Source organism: Streptomyces sp. NBC_00209 (assembly GCF_045206345.1).
Lineage (GTDB): Bacteria > Actinomycetota > Actinomycetes > Streptomycetales > Streptomycetaceae > Streptomyces.
Genome location: NZ_CP108121.1, coordinates 6,749,380 through 6,766,510, shown reverse-complemented (window position 1 = coordinate 6,766,510; position 17,131 = coordinate 6,749,380). Strand labels below are relative to the sequence as shown.

Below are 17,131 nucleotides of genomic sequence, written 5' to 3'. Positions count from 1 at the left end.
TGCCTACGGCAACGCGCGGGTGAGCCACACGATTTCGCCGTTCTCCTCCATGGAGAGGTGGTCCCGTACGAAGTCCAGCTTCTCCAGGACGCGGAGCGAGGGCTCGTTCCAGGTGGCGACGGTCGACCAGAGCCGCCGCCGCCCGGTCGCGGCGGCGGCACCGAGCACGGCGCGGGCGGCCTCGGTGGCGTACCCCTTGTTGTGCGCGCGCCGGAAGAGCTCGTAGGCGATCTCGGGCTCCTCCAGGGTGGAGCGGCCGATGATCAGCCCGCAGTATCCGATGAAGTCGCCCTCGTCGCGGCGCTGGATGGGGAGGAGGGCGATGCCGGTGTCCTCCGTGCCGGCGAGGAGACCGGCGATGCCCTTGCGGGCGCGTTCCACGGTGTAGTTCTCCTCGCCGCGCTCGGAGAGGAGTTCGCCGAACTCGGCGGCGTCGGATTCGGCCCAGGGGCGCAGGATCAGCCGCTCGGTCTCCAGGTGGTACGGCATGGTCGCGTAGGTCGGCATGCCCCTACTCTGCCGCACGGCCACGGGCCTTCTTCCGGCGAGGCCGGGTCTCCGGTGCGGAGGCGAGCCGGAGCGCGCGGCCGGTCAGCGAGGTGTCGTCGCCGAGCAGGGCGGCGGGGGTGCCGGTGAAGACGACCCGGCCGCCGTCGCTGCCGGCCCCGGGCCCGATGTCGATGACGTGGTCGGCGCGGGCGACGACGCGGAGGTTGTGCTCGACCACGACGAGCGTGGCCCCGCCGTCCAGCAGGTCGTCGAAGAGCACGTTGATCCGGTCCACGTCGCTGGGGTGCAGCCCGGTGGTCGGCTCGTCCAGGACGATCCGCTCGCCGGCCAGGTCGTCCACGCCGCTGAGGTGGCGCGCCAGGAGGAGGCGCTGTTTCTCGCCGCCGGAGAGGGTGTCGAGGGACTGGCCGACGGCGATGTAGCCGAGGCCGACGCGTTGCTGCCAGGACATCGCCCCGACGATCTCGGGGTCGTCGGGGAGCAGGTCCGCGAGTTCGTGTGCGGCCATGGAGAGCACGTCGGCGATGGTGCTGCCCCGGACCGTGACGGCGAGCGCCGTGTCGTTGAAACGCAGGCCCCCGCAGACGTCGCACGGGGTGGAGACGTCGTCCAGGAACGCCAGCTCGGTGGTGAGGTGGCCCTTGCCCCGGCAGGCGGGGCAGGCGCCCTTGGAGTTGAAGCTGAACCAGGACGGGTCCAGGTCCGATGCCCGGGCGAACGCGCCCCGGACGTGGTCGGCGACGCCGAGGATGGACAGCGAGGTGGACCGCACCCCGCCGCGCAGCGGGTCCTGGCCCACGACGGTGAACTCGGGGTGTTGGGCGGGGAGTTCCTGGGTGGCGAGCGAGCTCTTGCCGGAGCCGGCGACGCCGGTGACGGCGGTGAGGACGCCGAGCGGGATCTCGGCGTCGAAGCCGGTCAGATTGTTGGCCCGGGCCTTCCGGACGACAACGCAGCCCTGTCGGGGGCGGGCGGTGGTCGCGACCTCCAGCGGTGTGCCGAGCAGTCGCCCCGTCACCGTCCCGCTCGCGCGCAGGGCGTCGGGCGTGCCCTCGAACTCGATCCGGCCGCCGTCCGCCCCGGCGCCCGGGCCGACGTCGATGACGTGGTCCGCGATGTCGATCATCTGCCGGTGGTGCTCGACCACCAGCACGGTGTTGCCCGAGTCCCGCAGCCGGAGCAGCAGATGGGTGAGGAGGTGGACGTCCACGGGGTGCAGGCCGACCGAGGGCTCGTCGAACACATAGGTGACGTCGGTGAGGGCGCTGCCCAGGTGCCGGACGATCTTCACGCGCTGGGCCTCGCCTCCGGAGAGGCTGGAGGAGGTCCGGTCCAGGGAGAGGTAGCCCAGACCGACGGAGCGGAGGGCGTCGAGCGTGGCGCGGATGCCGTCGAGCGCGGGTTCGACGCGCGGGTCGTGGGTGTCCGCCAGCAGTTCCCGTAACCGGGTGACCGACAGGGCCGACCAGTCCGCGAGGGAGCGGCCGTCGATCAGGCTGGCTCTGGCCGCCTCGTTGAGCCGGGCGCCGTGGCACTCCGGGCAGGTGTGGCGGGTGGTGATGCGGTCCAGCTCCTCGCGGACCTGGGCGGAGACCTTCGTCGGGTGGTTCTTGACGAAGGTGTCGCGCATACGGGTGATGACACCGTCGAAGCGGGCGGTCTTCGGGAACTCCGGGTCCGGGTGGGGCGGTTTCAGCTGCTCGGCGTGGAGGAAGAGGCCCATCTCCTCGTCCGTGTAGTCCTTCAGCGGCTTGTCCCGGTCGAACAGACCGCTGTACGCGAACCGCTTCCACCGGTATCCGCCGCACCGGAACAGGCTGAACCGGACGGGCCCCTCGTTGATGGACTTCTCCGGGTCGATGAGTTCGCCGGGGTCGATGTCGACCACAGTGCCGATGCCCTCGCACCGCGGGCACATCCCGGTCGGGTCGTTGAAGGAGTACGCGGGCGTGTAGCCGGCGGAGGGTTCGCCGATCCGGGAGAACACGAGCCGCATCAGCGGTGCGACGTCGCAGGCGGTCGCCACGACCGAGCGGGCGTTGCCGGTGAAGCGGCGCTGGTCGATCAGCGCCGTGAACGTGAGCCCGTCCATCGACTGGACCTCGGGCGCGGGCAGCTGCGGCAGCCGGTTGCGTACGAACGTCGGGTAGGCGTCGTTGACCAGCCGCTGGGCCTCGGCCGCGATCGTGTCCAGCACCAGCGAGGACTTGCCCGAGCCGGACACCCCCGTGACGACGGTGAGCGCCTTCTTGGGCACGTCGACGCTGACGTCCTTGAGGTTGTTCGTCGCCGCGCCGACCACGCGGATCACCCCGGCCGCATGCGCATCGCTCATCAGGGGATCGTACTCAGCCGCGTGTTCCTTCACGGGTGAGGGCGCCCGGCATTTCGCGTGCCGGGCGCCCCCGAAGTCAGCCGGTGGCGGCGTTGAGCAGGTCGAGCGCGCTCTGCTGGCAGCCGTAGTCGGTGGTCCCGCCACCGCCGTTCCAGTGCGGGCCGTACTGGTCGAGGGCGTTGCGGTCGCGGTTGTGGGCGCTGTCGGCCCAGCGGGTGAGGGGTGCGGCGTACGGGTGGTCGGAGAGCGCGCGGTCGAGAGCGCCGAGGCCGCGCACGTAGGCGCCCTTGAAGCTGGGGCCGTCCCCGGTGCAGCTGTCGCCCTCGCCGGGCTCGCGCAGGACGCCGTCGGTCTGGAGCCGGACGGTGGACGCGTCGGCGAGGCCGCGCGCGGTCGTCAGGAGGGACTGGTCGCCGGTGGCCCGGTGCAGTTCGGTGAGCGCGCCCAGGATGACGCCCTGGTTGTACGTCCAGGTGGGCTGGCCGTTGTTGGCGCAGTTGCCGTCGAGCCCGTCGTTGATCATGCGGTCACCGTTGATCATGCCGCTGCGCTGGAACCAGTCCCACTCGTTCTTGGCCCGGTCCAGGTACACGGTGTCGCCGGGGATGCGGTTGTGCAGGGCGGCCGTGAGGCCGAGGAAGAGTTCGTTGGTGATGGCGTTCTTGTAGTTGCCGTCGGTGTTCCACCGGACCCCGCCGCCGCAGGTGCCGTTCCAGTTGGCGAACATGTGGTCCGCGTCGGCCCGGGCGGTGTCGAGGTAGCGGCTCTCCCCCGTGAGGTCGTACGCGGCGATCCAGGCGAGGCCCCACCAGCCGGTGTCGTCCAGGTATTCGTTGCGGAACCGGCCGCCCTGGGCGTTGATGTTCTTCTCGTACGTGTCCGCGATGGCGTACCGGTAGCTGCCCATGCCGGTGATCCGGATGTTGTCGATGACGGCGGTCAGCGCGTTGGCCGCCGTCCACCAGCCGTTGCCGCCGAAGAGTTTGGTGCCCCGGTCGTACGACATCATCAGGGCGGTCGCGGCGGCGGTGCTCCTGTTGCCCGCGTTCCATGTGGTGCGCGCCCAGGGGGTGCACGCGATGCCGCCGCCGCCCGCGGGCTGCCCGCAGGCGCGCAGGGCTCCGACGCCCTGGGTGTTCCAGTCGTCCACGTTGTACATCTGGGTGCGCCACCCCCGGCCCCCGGACGGCACGGCGGTGTCGCCCAGCTTGCTGCCCGAGGCCCAGGTCCTGCCGCCGTCCATGGACCGGTCCAGCCAGACCTGGTCGCCCTCCCCGCCGTTGTCGAGGGAGCCCCAGCCCATCGCGTCGGTGTCGTCGATGTGGAGGGCGATCGTGCGGGAGTCGACGGTGGCCGTGACCGGAATCCGGTCCTGCGGACTGAGCGCCGGGTCCCGCGCGTCGCAGTACGTGTTGCACACCGCCGCCTCCGGGGCGGCGACGGCGGGGACGGCGCCCACGAGGAGCGCGGACAACGTTGTCAGTACGGCGCCGATGAGGGCCGCCCGGGGACGCGCAGGCTTCATGGAGGGGCTCCCGGAACGTGTGTGGGGGCGACGGAGGGCGCTCCGCCGACGCGCAGGAGAACGCTCTCCGACGCTAGCGAAGCGCCATGGGCACGTCAACGGCACGCGCATCGGCCGCACGGCGGACGGCGCCCGGTTCGTGCCCCCGGACCACGCCCCCGGCCGCCTCCCCGCCCCGGCCGCGTGATTGCTCCGCCCGGCCACGGGTTCGCTCAGGGAAGGATCGAGTCCACATACCCGCCGTCGACGCGGAGGGCGCCGCCCGTGGTGGCGGAGGCGTACGGCGAGGCGAGGTAGACGACCATGTGCGCGATCTCCTCGGGCTCGATCAGGCGTTGCAGCAGGGACTGGGGGCGGTGCCTGACCATGAACGCGTGCTGGGCCTCGTCCCAGGGGAGGTCGTCGCCGACGAGTTCGCGGACGAAGTCCTCGACGCCGCCGGTGCGGGTGGGTCCCGCGATGACGGAGTTGACCGTGACTCCGGTGCCGGCGGCGTCCTTGGCGAAGCCCCGGGAGACGGCGAGCAGCGAGGTCTTGGTCATGCCGTAGTGGATCATCTCGGCGGGGATGGCCACGGCCGAGTCGCTGGCGATGTTGAGGACGCGCCCCCAGCCGTTGTCCTTCATACGCGGCAGGTAGGCGCGGATGAGGCGGACGGCGGAAAGGACGTTGACCTCGAAGTAGCGGCGCCACTCCGCGTCCTCGATCTCCAGCGGCGCGGCGGACCCGAAGACACCGAGGCTGTTGACCAGGATGTCCACCGCCGGTGCGGCCTCCAGGACGGCCGCGGCCCCGTCCTCGGTCGCGAGGTCGCCCGCCGCACCGGTGACCTCGTCACTCCCCGAGGCGGTCCGTACGGAGTGGACGGCCTCGGCGACCCGCTCCTGGCCGCGGCCGTTCACGACGACATGGGCGCCGGCCCGGGCCAGCCCGACGGCGATGGCCTCGCCGATGCCCTGGGTGGAGCCGGTGACCAGGGCGGTGCGGCCGGAGAGATCGATGTGCATGGCGGGTCCTCCTCGCGCCGGGGCCGGCGACACGGCCCGCGCGGGTCAGTTGAGGGTGTCGGGGTCCGGACCGGTGCGCAGTCCCCGGTCGAGGGCGGCGAGGTCGGCCAGGTCGGCGTCGGTGAGCCCGAAGCCGAAGACGTCGAGGTTCTGCCGGATGCGGGCGGGGGTGACGGACTTGGGGATCACGATGTTGCCCGTCGCCAGGTGCCAGCGCAGCACGACCTGGGCCGGGGTTACGCCGTTGGCCTGAGCGATGCGCACGACCGCCTCGTCCTCCAGCACCGCACCCTGGGCCAGCGGGCTCCACGCCTCGGTCGCGATGCCGTGCTCGGCGTGGAAGGCGCGCAGCTCCGTCTGCTGGAGGCCGGGGTGCAGCTCGACCTGGTTGACGGCGGGGACGGTGCCGGTGTGGTCCATGAGCCGCCGCAGGTGGGGGACCTGGAAGTTGGAGACGCCGATCGCTCGGGCACGGCCGTCGGCGAGGATCTTCTCCAGCGCCTTGTACGTCTCCGCGTACAGGTCCCGGGCAGGGGTGGGCCAGTGGATGAGGTAGAGGTCCACATGGTCCAGGCCGAGCTTGTGCAGGGAGGCGTCGAAGGCGGTGAGCGCCTGGTCGTAGCCCTGGTCGGCGTTCCACAGCTTGGTGGTGACGAAGAGCTCCTCGCGCGGCAGGCCGGAGTCGGCGAGGGCCCGGCCGACACCGCGTTCGTTGCCGTAGACCGCGGCGGTGTCGATGCTGCGGTAGCCGGCGTCCAGCGCGTGCCCGACCGCGGTGGCGGTCTCGTCGTCGGGCACCTGGAAGACGCCGAAGCCGAGCTGGGGCATGTGGACGCCGTTGTTGAGCGCGATGTGGGGCACGGAGGTCATGGGGGGTGGTCCTTTACGTGTTCGTCGTACGCCGTGCGGCGAGCCGAGCCGGGCCGGCTCGCCACACATTCATGCAAGCGCGTCTTACATGCATTGACAATACTTGCACACGCACACTAATGCAATCGACGGCTTCCCGCGTCGGTCACTCCCCCACGTGCAGCCCGAAGCCCGTGCGCCCCGCCGGTTCCAGGCCCTCCCTGAGATGCAGGGAGGGGATCTCGTAGTCGCCGAAGTTCTGGCGGCGATACGGGACCGAGGCGGTCGTTTCCAGCGTGAGCAGGCGCTCCTGCCATGCCTTGGCCGCTTCCGGATAGTCCGCGTCGGTCATCCGGTCGGTGCCGTACAGGACGAACGGCGGCAGCACCTCCAGGCCGGGGTAGTGGAGGATGCCGTGCTGGATCGGGAACAGCAGGTCGTCGATGGGGCCGTTGATGCCCCGGGGCGCGTAGTGGGATTCGAGGCCGCCGACGGTCACCGAGAGCATCGCCCGGCGGCCCGCGAGGGTGCCTTCTCCGTAGCGCTCGCCGTACTTGATGTCGCTGTGCTCGCCGACGCCGTACGCGAAGTGGAACGTGAACACGCGGTCCACCCAGCCCTTGAGGATCGCCGGCATCGTGTACCACCACAGGGGGAACTGGAAGATGACGGTCTCCGCCCACAGCAGCTTCTCCTGCTCGGCGCGCACGTCCGGGGTGAGCGTGCCGGCGTCGAAGGCGCGGCCGGAGTCGCGGGCCGGCCGGAGCGGGTCCGAGGCGTCGGACCCGTAGTCCGCCGCGTCGACGGTGGTCTTCCACTTCATCGCGTACAGGTCGCTCACCCGCACCTCGTGCCCGGCCGCCTCCAGGGTCGAGACCGCGAGGTCCTTGAGCGAGCCGTTGAGGGACTTCGGCTCGGGGTGGGCGTGGATGATGAGCGTCTTCATGGGAATCGCACTCCTTCGGATCGGATGGTTCGATCCTGGAGGCCGGGACGCCCGTTGTTCAGGGGCGCCGCTTCCGTCGGACGGGACTTCCTGGTACCGGCAGGGCCACCCTCGCGTGGGCCGGGCGTGGCCATACTGGGGGCATGGACGATCTCGCGGGATTCCTGCGGACCCGGCGCGCCCGGGTCGACCCGGCCTCGGCCGGCATCTCCGCCGACAGCCGCCGCCGGGTCGAGGGGCTGCGCCGCGAAGAGGTCGCGCACCTGTCCGGGGTGAGCGTCGACTACTACGTGCGCCTGGAACAGGGCCGCGCGACGCAGCCGTCGGAGCAGGTCCTCGACGCGCTCGCCCGCGTCCTCGGCCTGGACGAGACCGAGCGCGAGCACCTCGACCGGCTCGCCCGGCAGCGGCGCCGGCGGGCGAAGGCGCCGGGCGGGCGGGTCCGGCCGGAGGTGCTGCGGGTCCTCGACCTGGTCGTGGACGCCCCCGCGGTGCTCATGGACCACCGCATGGACGTCCTCGCGGGCAACCGCCTGGCCCGGCTGCTGTACGGCCGGCCGCTGCCGGGGATGAACACCGCCCGGCACCTCTTCCTGGAGGAGACCGAGCGGGGTCTGTACGCGGAGTGGGAGCAGTGCACCCTGGACGCGGTCGGCCACCTGCGGCTGGCCGCCGGCGAGTATCCGGACGACGCGCGGCTGGCCTCGCTCATCGGGGAGCTGTCGATGGGCAGCGACCGCTTCCGCCGGCTGTGGGCCCGCGCGGACGTGCGCGCCCGTACGCATGGACGCAAGGTCTACCGGCACCCGCTCGTCGGCCTGTTGGAGCTGCACCAGGAGAACTTCTCGCTGGCGGACGCGCCGGGCCGCGAGATGATCGTGCTGTCGGCGGCGCCCGGCAGCCCGGCGGAGGACGGGCTGCGGCTGCTGGCCGGGCTGGGGGCGGACGCGGAGAGCGACGAGGCACCCGACCGGCCCCGGGTCCGCGAGGAGCGCCCCCGCTAGCGCGCCGCCTCGAAGCGTGCCAGGTGGTCGTCGCCGAGCCGGACGTCCCGGGCGGCGAGCGCTTCCTCGACATGCCGTACGCGGCTCACGCCGACGATCGGCGAGATGCCCTGGTGCAGCAGCCACGCCAGGACGACCTGGTTCTTCGTCGCGGAGACCTCACCGGCGACCTCGTCCAGGACCGCGAGCACCCTGGCGGTGCCGGGGTGGTCGTACGTGTCCGGGAACGGCTTCTCCGGGCGGGTGTAGGAGCCCCAGAGCAGGGAGCTGTACGCCCACACGTCGAGTCCTTCCGCCGCGGCGAGGTCCAGGTCCTCGGGCGTGAGGTGACGGTGGCCGCCCTCCGCGACGGGGGTCAGCGGGCGGGGCTGGACGAGGGAGTGGCGCAGTTGCAGGGCGGTCCACGGCTCCGCGCCCCGCTCGCGGGCGAGGGACCGGGCGCGCTCGACGCGCCAGGCGGTGTGGTTCGCCGCGCCGACCCGCAACGCCACGCCCTTGGTCACCAGTTCACCGAAGGCCCCGACGGTCTCCTCCAGGGGAACGGTGCGGTCCTCGGCGTGCGCCCACAGCAGGTCGACGTGGTCGACGCCGAGGCGTTCCAGGCTCTGCGCCATGCCCGCGTGGACGGCGCGGGCGGAGAGACCTTCCGCGCTCTCGGGCCAGGAGTGCGGGACGAGCGGGTTCTGCCGGACCTTGGTCGCGATGCGTATGGCGTCGCGGGCGCCGGGGCGGGCCGCCAGCCACGCGCCTATGACGCGCTCACTGGCGCCCCCGACGCCGCTGGGATCGGCCCAGAAGGAGTAGCAGTTGGCGGTGTCGAGCCAGTCACCGCCACCGGCGACGAAGGCGTCCAGGATGGCGAAGGACGTGTCGGGGTCGACCTGTGTGCCGAAGCCCATGGTGCCCAGAACGATCCGGGGGTTCGCCTCGTTGATGTCGGTGGCGTGCGCGTCGGTGCGGTTCGTGTTCGCGTTCATGTCCGTCATGCTCGGCGTTGAAGCGCGCTCCAGGTCAAGCCCGTTCTTCGAAACCTTCAGGAGTTGTGGTGGCGTATCTCGCGGAATCGGTCGAGTCGATGGAACAACTCGCCGTCGGCTGGCGGACCATGGTGCTCGACCGGGACGCCGGCGCGGACGTACGGGACCTGCCCGGGATCGCGGTGCGCTGGGCCGACTGCGGCTTCGCGTTCTGGAACTGCGTCACCCTGACCGACGTAGGCGCGGACGCGGCGCTCGCCGCCCGGCGCTTGAGCGAGGCGGCGGACATCATGCGGGCGAAGCGGCGGCCCGGCTTCCTCTGGGTCTTCGAGGGGCTCCTCGACGCGGAGGCGCGTGCCTCGCTGGACACGGCGGCCGAGCGCGCCGGTCTTGCGTACGCCTTCCCCGGCACGGGCATGGCGGGCGACCTGTTCCCGCTCCCCGAACCGGCCCACCCCGAGCTGGAGTTCGTACGCGTGAGCGAGGACGCCCACCTGTTGGCGTACGCGGATCTGAACTCGCGCGCGTACGGCTTCCCCCTGGACGCGGGCCGCGACGGGCTGGTGGGGTCCGCGCTGTGGAAGAGCGGGGTGCACGCCTATCTGGGGCTGCGGGAGGGTGTACCGGTGACGTGTGCCGCGACGGTGGAGGCGGCGGGGCGGCTCTTCGTCGTGCTGGTCGCCACCGATCCGGCGTGGGAGCGCCGGGGGTACGGGGAGGCGGTGACGCGCAAGGCGCTGTACGAGGGGGCCCGCGCCACCGGGCTGACCCGCGCCACCCTGCACGCGACGGCGGCGGGCGCCCCGGTGTACCCGCGGATCGGCTTCACCCCGAATTCGGCCATGCGCTTCTACGGGCTGCAGGAGTGAAGGTGCCCGTCGGCGCTGTCACAGAACCATGACACGCGGGGTCACAACCCGGGGCCCGGGTGGCCTGTCCAACTGGGTGAGACGACGGGCTGATCCACCCGTCGCCGACGGGACGCGGCCACCGTCCGCGCCGCCCACACACCACGGGGGAAACCATGAAAACCGTTACGCGCAGCCTGCGTTCGTCCGCCGTCGCCTCGGCCGCCGGCCTGCTGCTGACCCTCACCGGAGCCGCCCTGGCCCCGGCCGCCCTGGCCGACACCGGCCTGCCCCAACTGACCGTGGCGACCGAGGCGCCCGCGATGGTCGGCCTCGGCGGTCTGCCGGTCGCCTTCACCACCACGGCGTCCAACACCGGCCAGAACGACACCTCGTCGGCGCGCCTGATCTACCGCGTCGACGGCGGCAGCGGCCTGCCGGAGAACGCCCTGAGCCTGGAGTACCGGCTCGACGGAACGACCTGGAAGTCCGTGCCGCTGGAGATCGTCGAAGGCACCGTGTACGGCGGTGAGCTGCCCGAGCAGTTCCCGCTGGCCGCCGGGAAGTCGCGGAGCGTGCAGCTGCGGCTCGGGCTGCCGATGGGCACCCCGCACAACGGCGACAGCAACGGCGGCACCGACCACCTGAAGCTGACGACGATGATCTCGTACGGTGCTTCGGGTGCGGCGAACGACACCGATGTGGACGACGTGGTGGTCGACGGGCTGAGCACCCACCTGTCCGGTGTGCCCGTGACCGCGACGGCCGGTGGTCCGGCGATCGCCTTCAAGGCCACGGTCGACAACCCGACGCCGTCGGCGTACGAGAACGTCACGGACGTGCTGTTCACCAACCGGTACACCACCGTCCAGGTGCGGCGCTCGGGCACGTGGACGACGCTCAAGCCGATCACCTCGAACGCCGAACCGGACGTCTACGGGTACGACGTGATCGGCAAGGACGCCTCCCTCGCGGCGCACGCCGGCGCGTCCGTCGATGTCCGCGTGACCTACCGCAAGGACGCGCCGCTGGGGAAGACCGAGGTGTCCCCGTGCGTGATTGTCAATGAGGGTTCGATCCCGTTCCGGGGCACGACCAGCTGCGGCAAGGGGGCCACGGTCACCGTGAAGAAGGCGGCGGCCTCCGGCACCGCGTCCCCGTCGCCCTCCGTCACCGCGAGCGCGTCGTCCTCCCCCGCCGCGACGGGCACCGGCTCCACCTCGACGCCGTCCCGCGTGACCGCGCAGCTGGCCGAGACCGGGAGCGGCGGGCTCTCGGCGACGGCAGTGGGCGCGGCGGGCCTCGTCGCGGCCGGGGCGGGCGCCCTGGGCTTCACCGCGGTGCGCCGTCGGCGCGGCCGGGCCTGAGCGGGCGGCGGACGGGTCCGGTCCCCGGCGCGCGGGCGTCGGGGACCGGACCCGTCCGGGCCGCGCGGGGTCAGGAGGCGATGAACCGCGCGACCTGGCCGAGGACGACCGTGTCGGCCAGGTACCCGATGTGGGTCTGGCAGAGCACGTTGTTGTTCGTCGCGCCGCTCAGCCGGGTGCTGGTGTACGGGAGGATGACACCGTCGCACGCCGAGTACCAGGTGGCGTACGTGGTGTCGCCGGGGGTCTCGTCACCGGAGGAGATCTGCGAGATGAACGAGGAGCCCGGGTACATCTGCCGGCAGGTGGTGTAGATCAGGCAGGCGCCGGCGGCCGTCGTGCCGTGGTTGGCGCCGGCGATGGACGCGAGGTGACTGACGCTGGTGTTGCCGCCGAGCACCTTCAGGTAGTACTGGCTGACCAGGCCGCCCATGGAGTGGTTGACGATCGCGACCTTGCTCGCCCCGGTCCGGGACTTCACGTTGTTGACGAAGGCGGCGAGGCCCTGGGCGTTGGTGATGTTGTCGCCGTAGGAGTCGTACTCGTACGCGAACAGGTTCGAGCTGGACCAGCCGTTGAGACGGAAGACGCTCATGGCGGTGGTCCAGTTGGAGGCGCTGCCGGTGTAGCCGTGGACGAAGACGACCGGGGTGGAGGTCGACAGCGGCTGCACCGCGGCAGCGCGGGCCGGGGCGGGTGTCTCGGCGGCACCGGCCGCGGACGCCGGGGCGAAGAGGGTGAACGCGACCGTGAGGGCCGCGAGGACGCCGAGGAGGCGGCGCGGTGAACGACGACGCATGGGGGCACTCCTGAGGGGGATGCGGGTTTGGGGTTGCCTGCCCGCACAAGGTGCCGGGCACGGGGTGCCCACGCCATCGGCTAATTCACCGGTCTTCGGAAGGCGGGGACACGGCCGGGGCAGGTGACCGGCCACTTTCGGCCGTTCGGTCCCAGGACGCGGTGTTCCGCCCCCGGCCGGCGCGGCGCTCGCGCAGAGTGCTGCGTATGACCACTCCCGCTGAGCTGCTCCGCCTCCTCGCCCGCACCCGGGCCTCCCTCGACGGCGAGGAGGTCACGTACTGGTGGTCGGGCGATGTGTACGCCTGGGCTCCCGACCAGCCCTACCAGCGCCTCTTCGGCTTCGAGGGGGTCAACGTCGCCCGCCTCGTCCGGGACGCCGAATCCGGGCCGGACGCCTTCCAACTGCTCACCCGCGAGGCCGCCTTCTACCTCGACCCGCAGACCCGGGAGATCCTGGAGGACCTGGCAGGGCCTGCCGGTGGTGCACGTCTGGAACGACCCGGCCCACCAGAAGTGGCGGCCCTTCCCGGTGCCCATGACGGAGCTGGGCGCCCAGGTGTGCTTCAGCCTGGAGATCCCGCTGGCCTATCCGTCGCCGCTGCCCGTCGCGGAGTACCCCGTGCACTCGTCCGGGGACACCTACCGGGCGCTGGAGCTCTTCCAGTTCTTCGCCGACCGGGCGGACCTGGCCGGTCCGGCGCCCGGTGTGCCCGCCACGATGTCGTGGACGCGGATGTCCCCGTGGCTGCCGTGGATGGCCCGGGGCCAGGCTCCGGGCGGGCTCACGTTCCACTGCCGGGGCCGGAAGCTCGGTTCGTACGCGGAGGTGCCCGAGCGCACCCGCGCCTATATCGCCGACCGGCACCCGGAGTTCGCGCACGCGCCGGAGCGGTGGAGCGAGCCGAACGCGACCAGCTGGACGTACTTCCGCAAGCTCAACCCCCCGGCTTAGCAGGGCGCGCAGGCCCACAGCCGATTTCCGGGCGTCCCGTGACGATTCCCACGGGCCGGCGCCCGGCTTATGGACACCGCGCGAGGGGCGTGCTCTCATGCCACTTGCACTTTTCCAACGATGCACAACGGGCGGCGCGGTGCGGACGGGCCTGCCGGTCGGGGTGAGAACGGAGTCGCACATGAAACCTCCATCCGCGAGGCGGCGCAGAGGGCTGCGGCGGTGGATCGGTGGAGCCGCCGTCCTCGGGACCGCCGCGGCCATGACGGTGACGGGCACGGCGGGTCCGGCCTCGGCCGGCGGTCCGCACAGCCGCCACGTCCCGACGGTGACCTCGGGCGACGCCCGGTTCCAGGTCCTGTCGCCGACGCTGATCCGGACCGAGTACGCGGGCGACGGGGCGTTCACCGACGAGGCGACGTTCAACGCCATCGGCCGCGGCTCCTTCACCCCGGCGGCGTACACCGCGAAGACGACGAACGGCTGGCTCACCCTCAGGACGAGCGCGGTGACGCTGCGGTACAAGGTCGGCTCCGGCCCGTTCGACGCGGGCAACCTGTCGGTCCGGCTCAACGCGGGCGACTCCCCCGTGACCGCCACCCCCTGGCACCGCGTCAGCTGCCCGACCGGCGCGCTGTGCGAGGCGGAGAACCTGCGGGCAGCCGGGGTCTCCGTGGGGTCCGACCACGACGGTTACACCGGGGCCGGGTTCGCCGCCGGCTTCGAGAGCACCGGCGCCTCCCTGTCCTCTGACATCGATGTCAAAACGGCGGGCGCCTACCGGTTCGCCGTGCGGTACGCCAATGCGCGCGGCGGCGACGGCAAGAGCGAGCCGCGCACCCTCACCCTGTCGGTGGACGGCGGTGACGAGCAGCGGGTGACGCTGCCGCCGACGGCGGACTGGGACACCTGGGGCACCGTCTCCGCCGGGGTCCGGCTGGACGCCGGGCACCACTCGGTCGGCCTGGCCCGGGGCGCCGCGGACTCCGGCAGTGTGAACGTGGACAGCGTCGCGCTGCTGGGCGAGGGCGAGGCGTACCCGCCCGCGTCGAGCACGGCGATCGCCGACTGCCGGTTCGGGGTGAGCTGCGAGGCGGAGGCCGGGCGCGTCGTCGGTTCGGCGGCCGCCGCCACCGATCACCGGGGCTTCGCCGGGAACGGCTTCGTCGCGGAGCTCAACCAGGGTTCCTCGCTGACCACGCATGTGGTGGCGGTCCCCTCGGCCGGCACGTACAGCCTGCGCGTCCGGTACGCCAACGGCCCCGGCGGCGACGGCGGGCACGAGGCGCGCACCGCCACCGTCTCGGCGGGTGGCGCCACCGGCACCCTGTCGTTCCCCGCGACGGACGACTGGGACACGTGGTCCACGGCCAGCCTGCCCGTCCACCTGGAGGCGGGCGCCAACGACGTCACGCTCGCCTGCCCGGACGCGGGGAACTGCCATGTGAACGTGGACACCGTGTCCGTCGCCGCCACCGGGGACCCGGCTCCGCAGCCGCATCTGGCCCTCGGCGGCTACCGGCGCGGCCTCGACGGCGTCACCGGCGACGGCGCGGCGCCCGCCACCACGCCCGGCCTGCTCAACCAGGACGGCTGGTATCTCCTGGACGACACCCCGTCCGCGCTCTACGACTCCGCCACCCGCAAGGTGACCCAGCGCTCCGGCCGCGGCGGCGCCCCGTACCAGGACGGCTACCTCTTCGGCTACGGGCACGACTACAAGCAGGGCCTCGGCGACCTGGCGACGCTCACCGGACCGCCCGCGCTGCTGCCCTCCTGGGCGTACGGGGTCTGGTACTCGGAGTACATCGACCGTACGGACGCCGACTACCGGAACACGATCCTGCCGAAGTTCCGCTCGGAGGGCGTGCCGCTGGACGTGCTGGTGACGGACACCGACTACAAGGCCGTCAACGCCTGGAGCGGCTGGGAGATCGACACGGCCAAGTTCCCCGATCCGAAGGGGTTCTTCGACTGGTCCGAGTCCCAGGGCCTGCACAACACGCTCAATGTGCACCCCAGCATCCTCGCCGCCGACCCGCAGTTCGCCCAGGCGCAGAGGACCGCCAAGGGCAAGCTGAAGAAGGGGAGTTGCGGCGGCGGTGCGGGGCCTGACTGCTACGTCTTCGACTTCGGCGACCCCGACCAGTTGCAGGCGTACATGGATCTGCACCGGACCATGGACGAGCAGGGCAACGACTTCTGGTGGCTCGACTGGTGCTGCGACTCGTCGCAGTCGTCGCTGCCCGGGGTGACTCCGGACGCGTGGATCAACCAGCGGTACGCGGACACCACCGGCAAACACCTCGACCGGCCGTTCGTCCTCTCGCGCGCCTTCGGTTCGCTCCAGGCCGCCGGATACAGCGGCCAGCAGTCGGTGCCGACCGGCCCCTGGGCGGACAAGCGCACCACGGTCCACTTCTCCGGCGACACGTCCTCCACCTGGGGCACGCTGAAGTTCGAGGTGGGGTACACCCCCGCCGAATCGGCGGCGACCGGGATGGCCAACGTCACGCATGACATCGGCGGCCACAACGACACGACGGGCCTGAAGGGCTCGGAGACGTACACCGACGGCGGCGGCACGCACACCACGACGAAGCTGCCCGACGACCTGTACGCGCGCTGGGTGCAGTTCGGCACCTTCCAGCCCGTCGACCGGCTGCACAGCAACCACAGCGACCGGCTGCCCTGGCAGTACGGCCCCGAGGCGTCGGCGTCCGCGAAGAAGTTCCTCAACCTCCGGGAGAAGCTGCTGCCGTACACGTACACACTCGCGGAGGAGGCCAACCGGACCGGTGTGCCGATCGTCCGGCCCATGTATCTGGAGTACCCGGAGGAGCGGCAGGCGTACGAGACGGCCGGCAGCGAGTACTTCTACGGTTCCGACATGCTGGTCGCCCCGGTCACCACGCCCGGCGCCTCCGCGAAGACGTCGGTGTGGTTCCCGCCGGGGCAGTGGACGGACTACTTCACCGGCAAGACGTACGAGGGCGGCACGACCCAGGACGTCACGACGACGCTGGACACCATGCCGGTGTTCGTCAGGGCGGGCGCGATCGTCCCGGGCCGCACGCAGGACGTCGCCCACGACGGCGCGGCCGGAGCGGACGACCTGACGCTCACGATCGCCCCGGGCCGTTCCGGTTCGTTCAGCCTGTACGAGGACGACGGGGGCGCCGCGGGCAAGGCCCGGAGCGCCACGACGAAGGTCTCCTACCAGGAGTCGGGCGGACGTCACACGGTGTCGATCGGAGCGGCGAAGGGCTCCTTCCGGGGCCAGGCGAAGCACCGCGTGTGGACCCTGTCGGTCAAGGCGGACCACGCGCCCCGGCAGGTCACAGCGAGCGGGGCTCACCTGTCCGCTCAGGCGTACACGTGGGACGCGGGGTCCAAGACCCTGACCATCACCCTGCCGAAGCGCAATGCGCACGCGCCGGTGACCGTCACGTACTGGTAGAAGCGGGCCCGCCCCCGGTGGGAGCCGGGGGCGGGCCGGTGAGCGGCGCGGGTCAGCGGACTTCGAGGGTCCGCTGCTCCTTGAAGGAGGCGCAGTTGGAGTTCTCCACGGACACGGACACGTTGGCGATGTGGCCGCCCCAGCTGACGCAGTGGCCCTTGCCGTAGGCGTAGGCCGGACCGGCGTACGACGTGTAGTTGCCGTAGTCGCTCGCCGACGCGTCGGTGTCGGGGACGTAGATGTACGCCGACATGTCCTTCGCGGTGCCGGGCGTGGACCGGATCGTCACGACGCAGTTCTTGCCGTTCGACGCGTTGTACGTCAGGTAGACCGTGCCGAGGGAGCCCACGGCGGCGGAGTTGACGGTCTTGTACGCGCTGCCGCAGACCTTCTGCGGGGTGGTGTTGGGCGCGGCGGAAGCGGTCGGGCCGAAGGCGGCCGTCGCACCCACCATCAGGGTGGTCAGGGCCCCGGCGGTGGCGAGAGTACGGATGTTTCGCATATTTCCCCCTTGTAGCTCCAGGAGTGTTTTGCTCCCACTTGTTGGGAC

13 protein-coding genes and 1 pseudogene are annotated in these 17,131 nt (G+C 71.8%); 5 read left to right on the top strand and 9 right to left on the bottom strand.

The window, feature by feature from the left end; genetic code table 11:
- Nucleotides 1-3: 3 nt before the first annotated feature.
- The 6 genes from OG867_RS30555 to OG867_RS30530 form a co-directional block, all read right to left on the bottom strand.
- Nucleotides 4-507: a GNAT family N-acetyltransferase gene (locus OG867_RS30555; RefSeq protein WP_406290278.1), complete on the bottom strand. Its 504-nt coding sequence runs from the start codon at nucleotides 505-507 to the stop codon at nucleotides 4-6.
- A 4-nt stretch (nucleotides 508-511) separates the two neighbouring features.
- Entirely contained in the window at nucleotides 512-2,845 is a 2,334-nt protein-coding gene (locus OG867_RS30550; RefSeq protein ID WP_406290276.1) for an excinuclease ABC subunit UvrA, read from the bottom strand.
- Between the two features lie 76 nt (nucleotides 2,846-2,921).
- Nucleotides 2,922-4,370, bottom strand: a complete 1,449-nt coding sequence (locus OG867_RS30545; protein WP_406290274.1) for a glycoside hydrolase family 76 protein — start codon at nucleotides 4,368-4,370, stop codon at nucleotides 2,922-2,924.
- Nucleotides 4,371-4,582: 212 nt separating this feature from the next.
- Entirely contained in the window at nucleotides 4,583-5,377 is a 795-nt protein-coding gene (locus OG867_RS30540) for an SDR family oxidoreductase (protein ID WP_328898722.1), read from the bottom strand.
- A 45-nt stretch (nucleotides 5,378-5,422) separates the two neighbouring features.
- Nucleotides 5,423-6,247, bottom strand: coding sequence for an aldo/keto reductase (locus OG867_RS30535; RefSeq protein ID WP_406290272.1), 825 nt, complete (start codon nucleotides 6,245-6,247; stop codon nucleotides 5,423-5,425).
- 145 nt (nucleotides 6,248-6,392) lie between these two features.
- Entirely contained in the window at nucleotides 6,393-7,172 is a 780-nt protein-coding gene (locus tag OG867_RS30530; RefSeq protein WP_406290270.1) for an NAD(P)H-dependent oxidoreductase, read from the bottom strand.
- Nucleotides 7,173-7,315: 143 nt separating this feature from the next.
- Here OG867_RS30530 and OG867_RS30525 point away from each other — a divergent pair, with 143 nt between their 5' ends.
- A complete protein-coding gene (locus OG867_RS30525) occupies nucleotides 7,316-8,176 on the top strand; it encodes a helix-turn-helix transcriptional regulator (protein WP_328898725.1) in 861 nt (286 codons plus the stop codon).
- On the opposite strand, the gene OG867_RS30520 is transcribed toward OG867_RS30525, so the two are convergent.
- Nucleotides 8,173-9,153, bottom strand: a complete 981-nt coding sequence (locus tag OG867_RS30520; RefSeq protein WP_406290268.1) for an aldo/keto reductase — start codon at nucleotides 9,151-9,153, stop codon at nucleotides 8,173-8,175. The two genes, OG867_RS30525 and OG867_RS30520, sit on opposite strands and share 4 nt — an antisense overlap.
- A 68-nt stretch (nucleotides 9,154-9,221) precedes the next feature.
- Between OG867_RS30520 and OG867_RS30515 the strand changes: the two genes are divergently transcribed.
- Together OG867_RS30515 and OG867_RS30510 are read left to right on the top strand one after the other, a co-directional pair.
- A complete protein-coding gene (locus OG867_RS30515; RefSeq protein WP_328898727.1) occupies nucleotides 9,222-10,022 on the top strand; it encodes a GNAT family N-acetyltransferase in 801 nt (266 codons plus the stop codon).
- Between the two features lie 155 nt (nucleotides 10,023-10,177).
- Nucleotides 10,178-11,368, top strand: a complete 1,191-nt coding sequence (locus tag OG867_RS30510; protein WP_406290266.1) for a hypothetical protein — start codon at nucleotides 10,178-10,180, stop codon at nucleotides 11,366-11,368.
- Nucleotides 11,369-11,438: 70 nt separating this feature from the next.
- Here OG867_RS30510 and OG867_RS30505 read toward each other — a convergent pair whose 3' ends face one another.
- Nucleotides 11,439-12,167 carry an esterase/lipase family protein gene (locus OG867_RS30505; RefSeq protein ID WP_406290264.1) on the bottom strand — a complete coding sequence of 243 codons (729 nt, stop codon included), beginning with the start codon at nucleotides 12,165-12,167 and terminating at the stop codon, nucleotides 11,439-11,441.
- 296 nt (nucleotides 12,168-12,463) lie between these two features.
- On the opposite strand from OG867_RS30505, the pseudogene OG867_RS30500 reads away from it, so the two are divergent.
- Together OG867_RS30500 and OG867_RS30495 are read left to right on the top strand one after the other, a co-directional pair.
- Nucleotides 12,464-13,121, top strand: a pseudogene (locus tag OG867_RS30500) (DUF1838 family protein).
- A 262-nt stretch (nucleotides 13,122-13,383) separates the two neighbouring features.
- Nucleotides 13,384-16,581: a TIM-barrel domain-containing protein gene (locus OG867_RS30495; RefSeq protein ID WP_406291227.1), complete on the top strand. Its 3,198-nt coding sequence runs from the start codon at nucleotides 13,384-13,386 to the stop codon at nucleotides 16,579-16,581.
- A gap of 52 nt (nucleotides 16,582-16,633) precedes the next feature.
- Here the strand turns inward: OG867_RS30495 and OG867_RS30490 are convergent, their stop codons facing one another.
- Nucleotides 16,634-17,083 carry a spore-associated protein gene (locus OG867_RS30490; protein WP_406290262.1) on the bottom strand — a complete coding sequence of 150 codons (450 nt, stop codon included), beginning with the start codon at nucleotides 17,081-17,083 and terminating at the stop codon, nucleotides 16,634-16,636.
- Nucleotides 17,084-17,131: the final 48 nt, after the last annotated feature.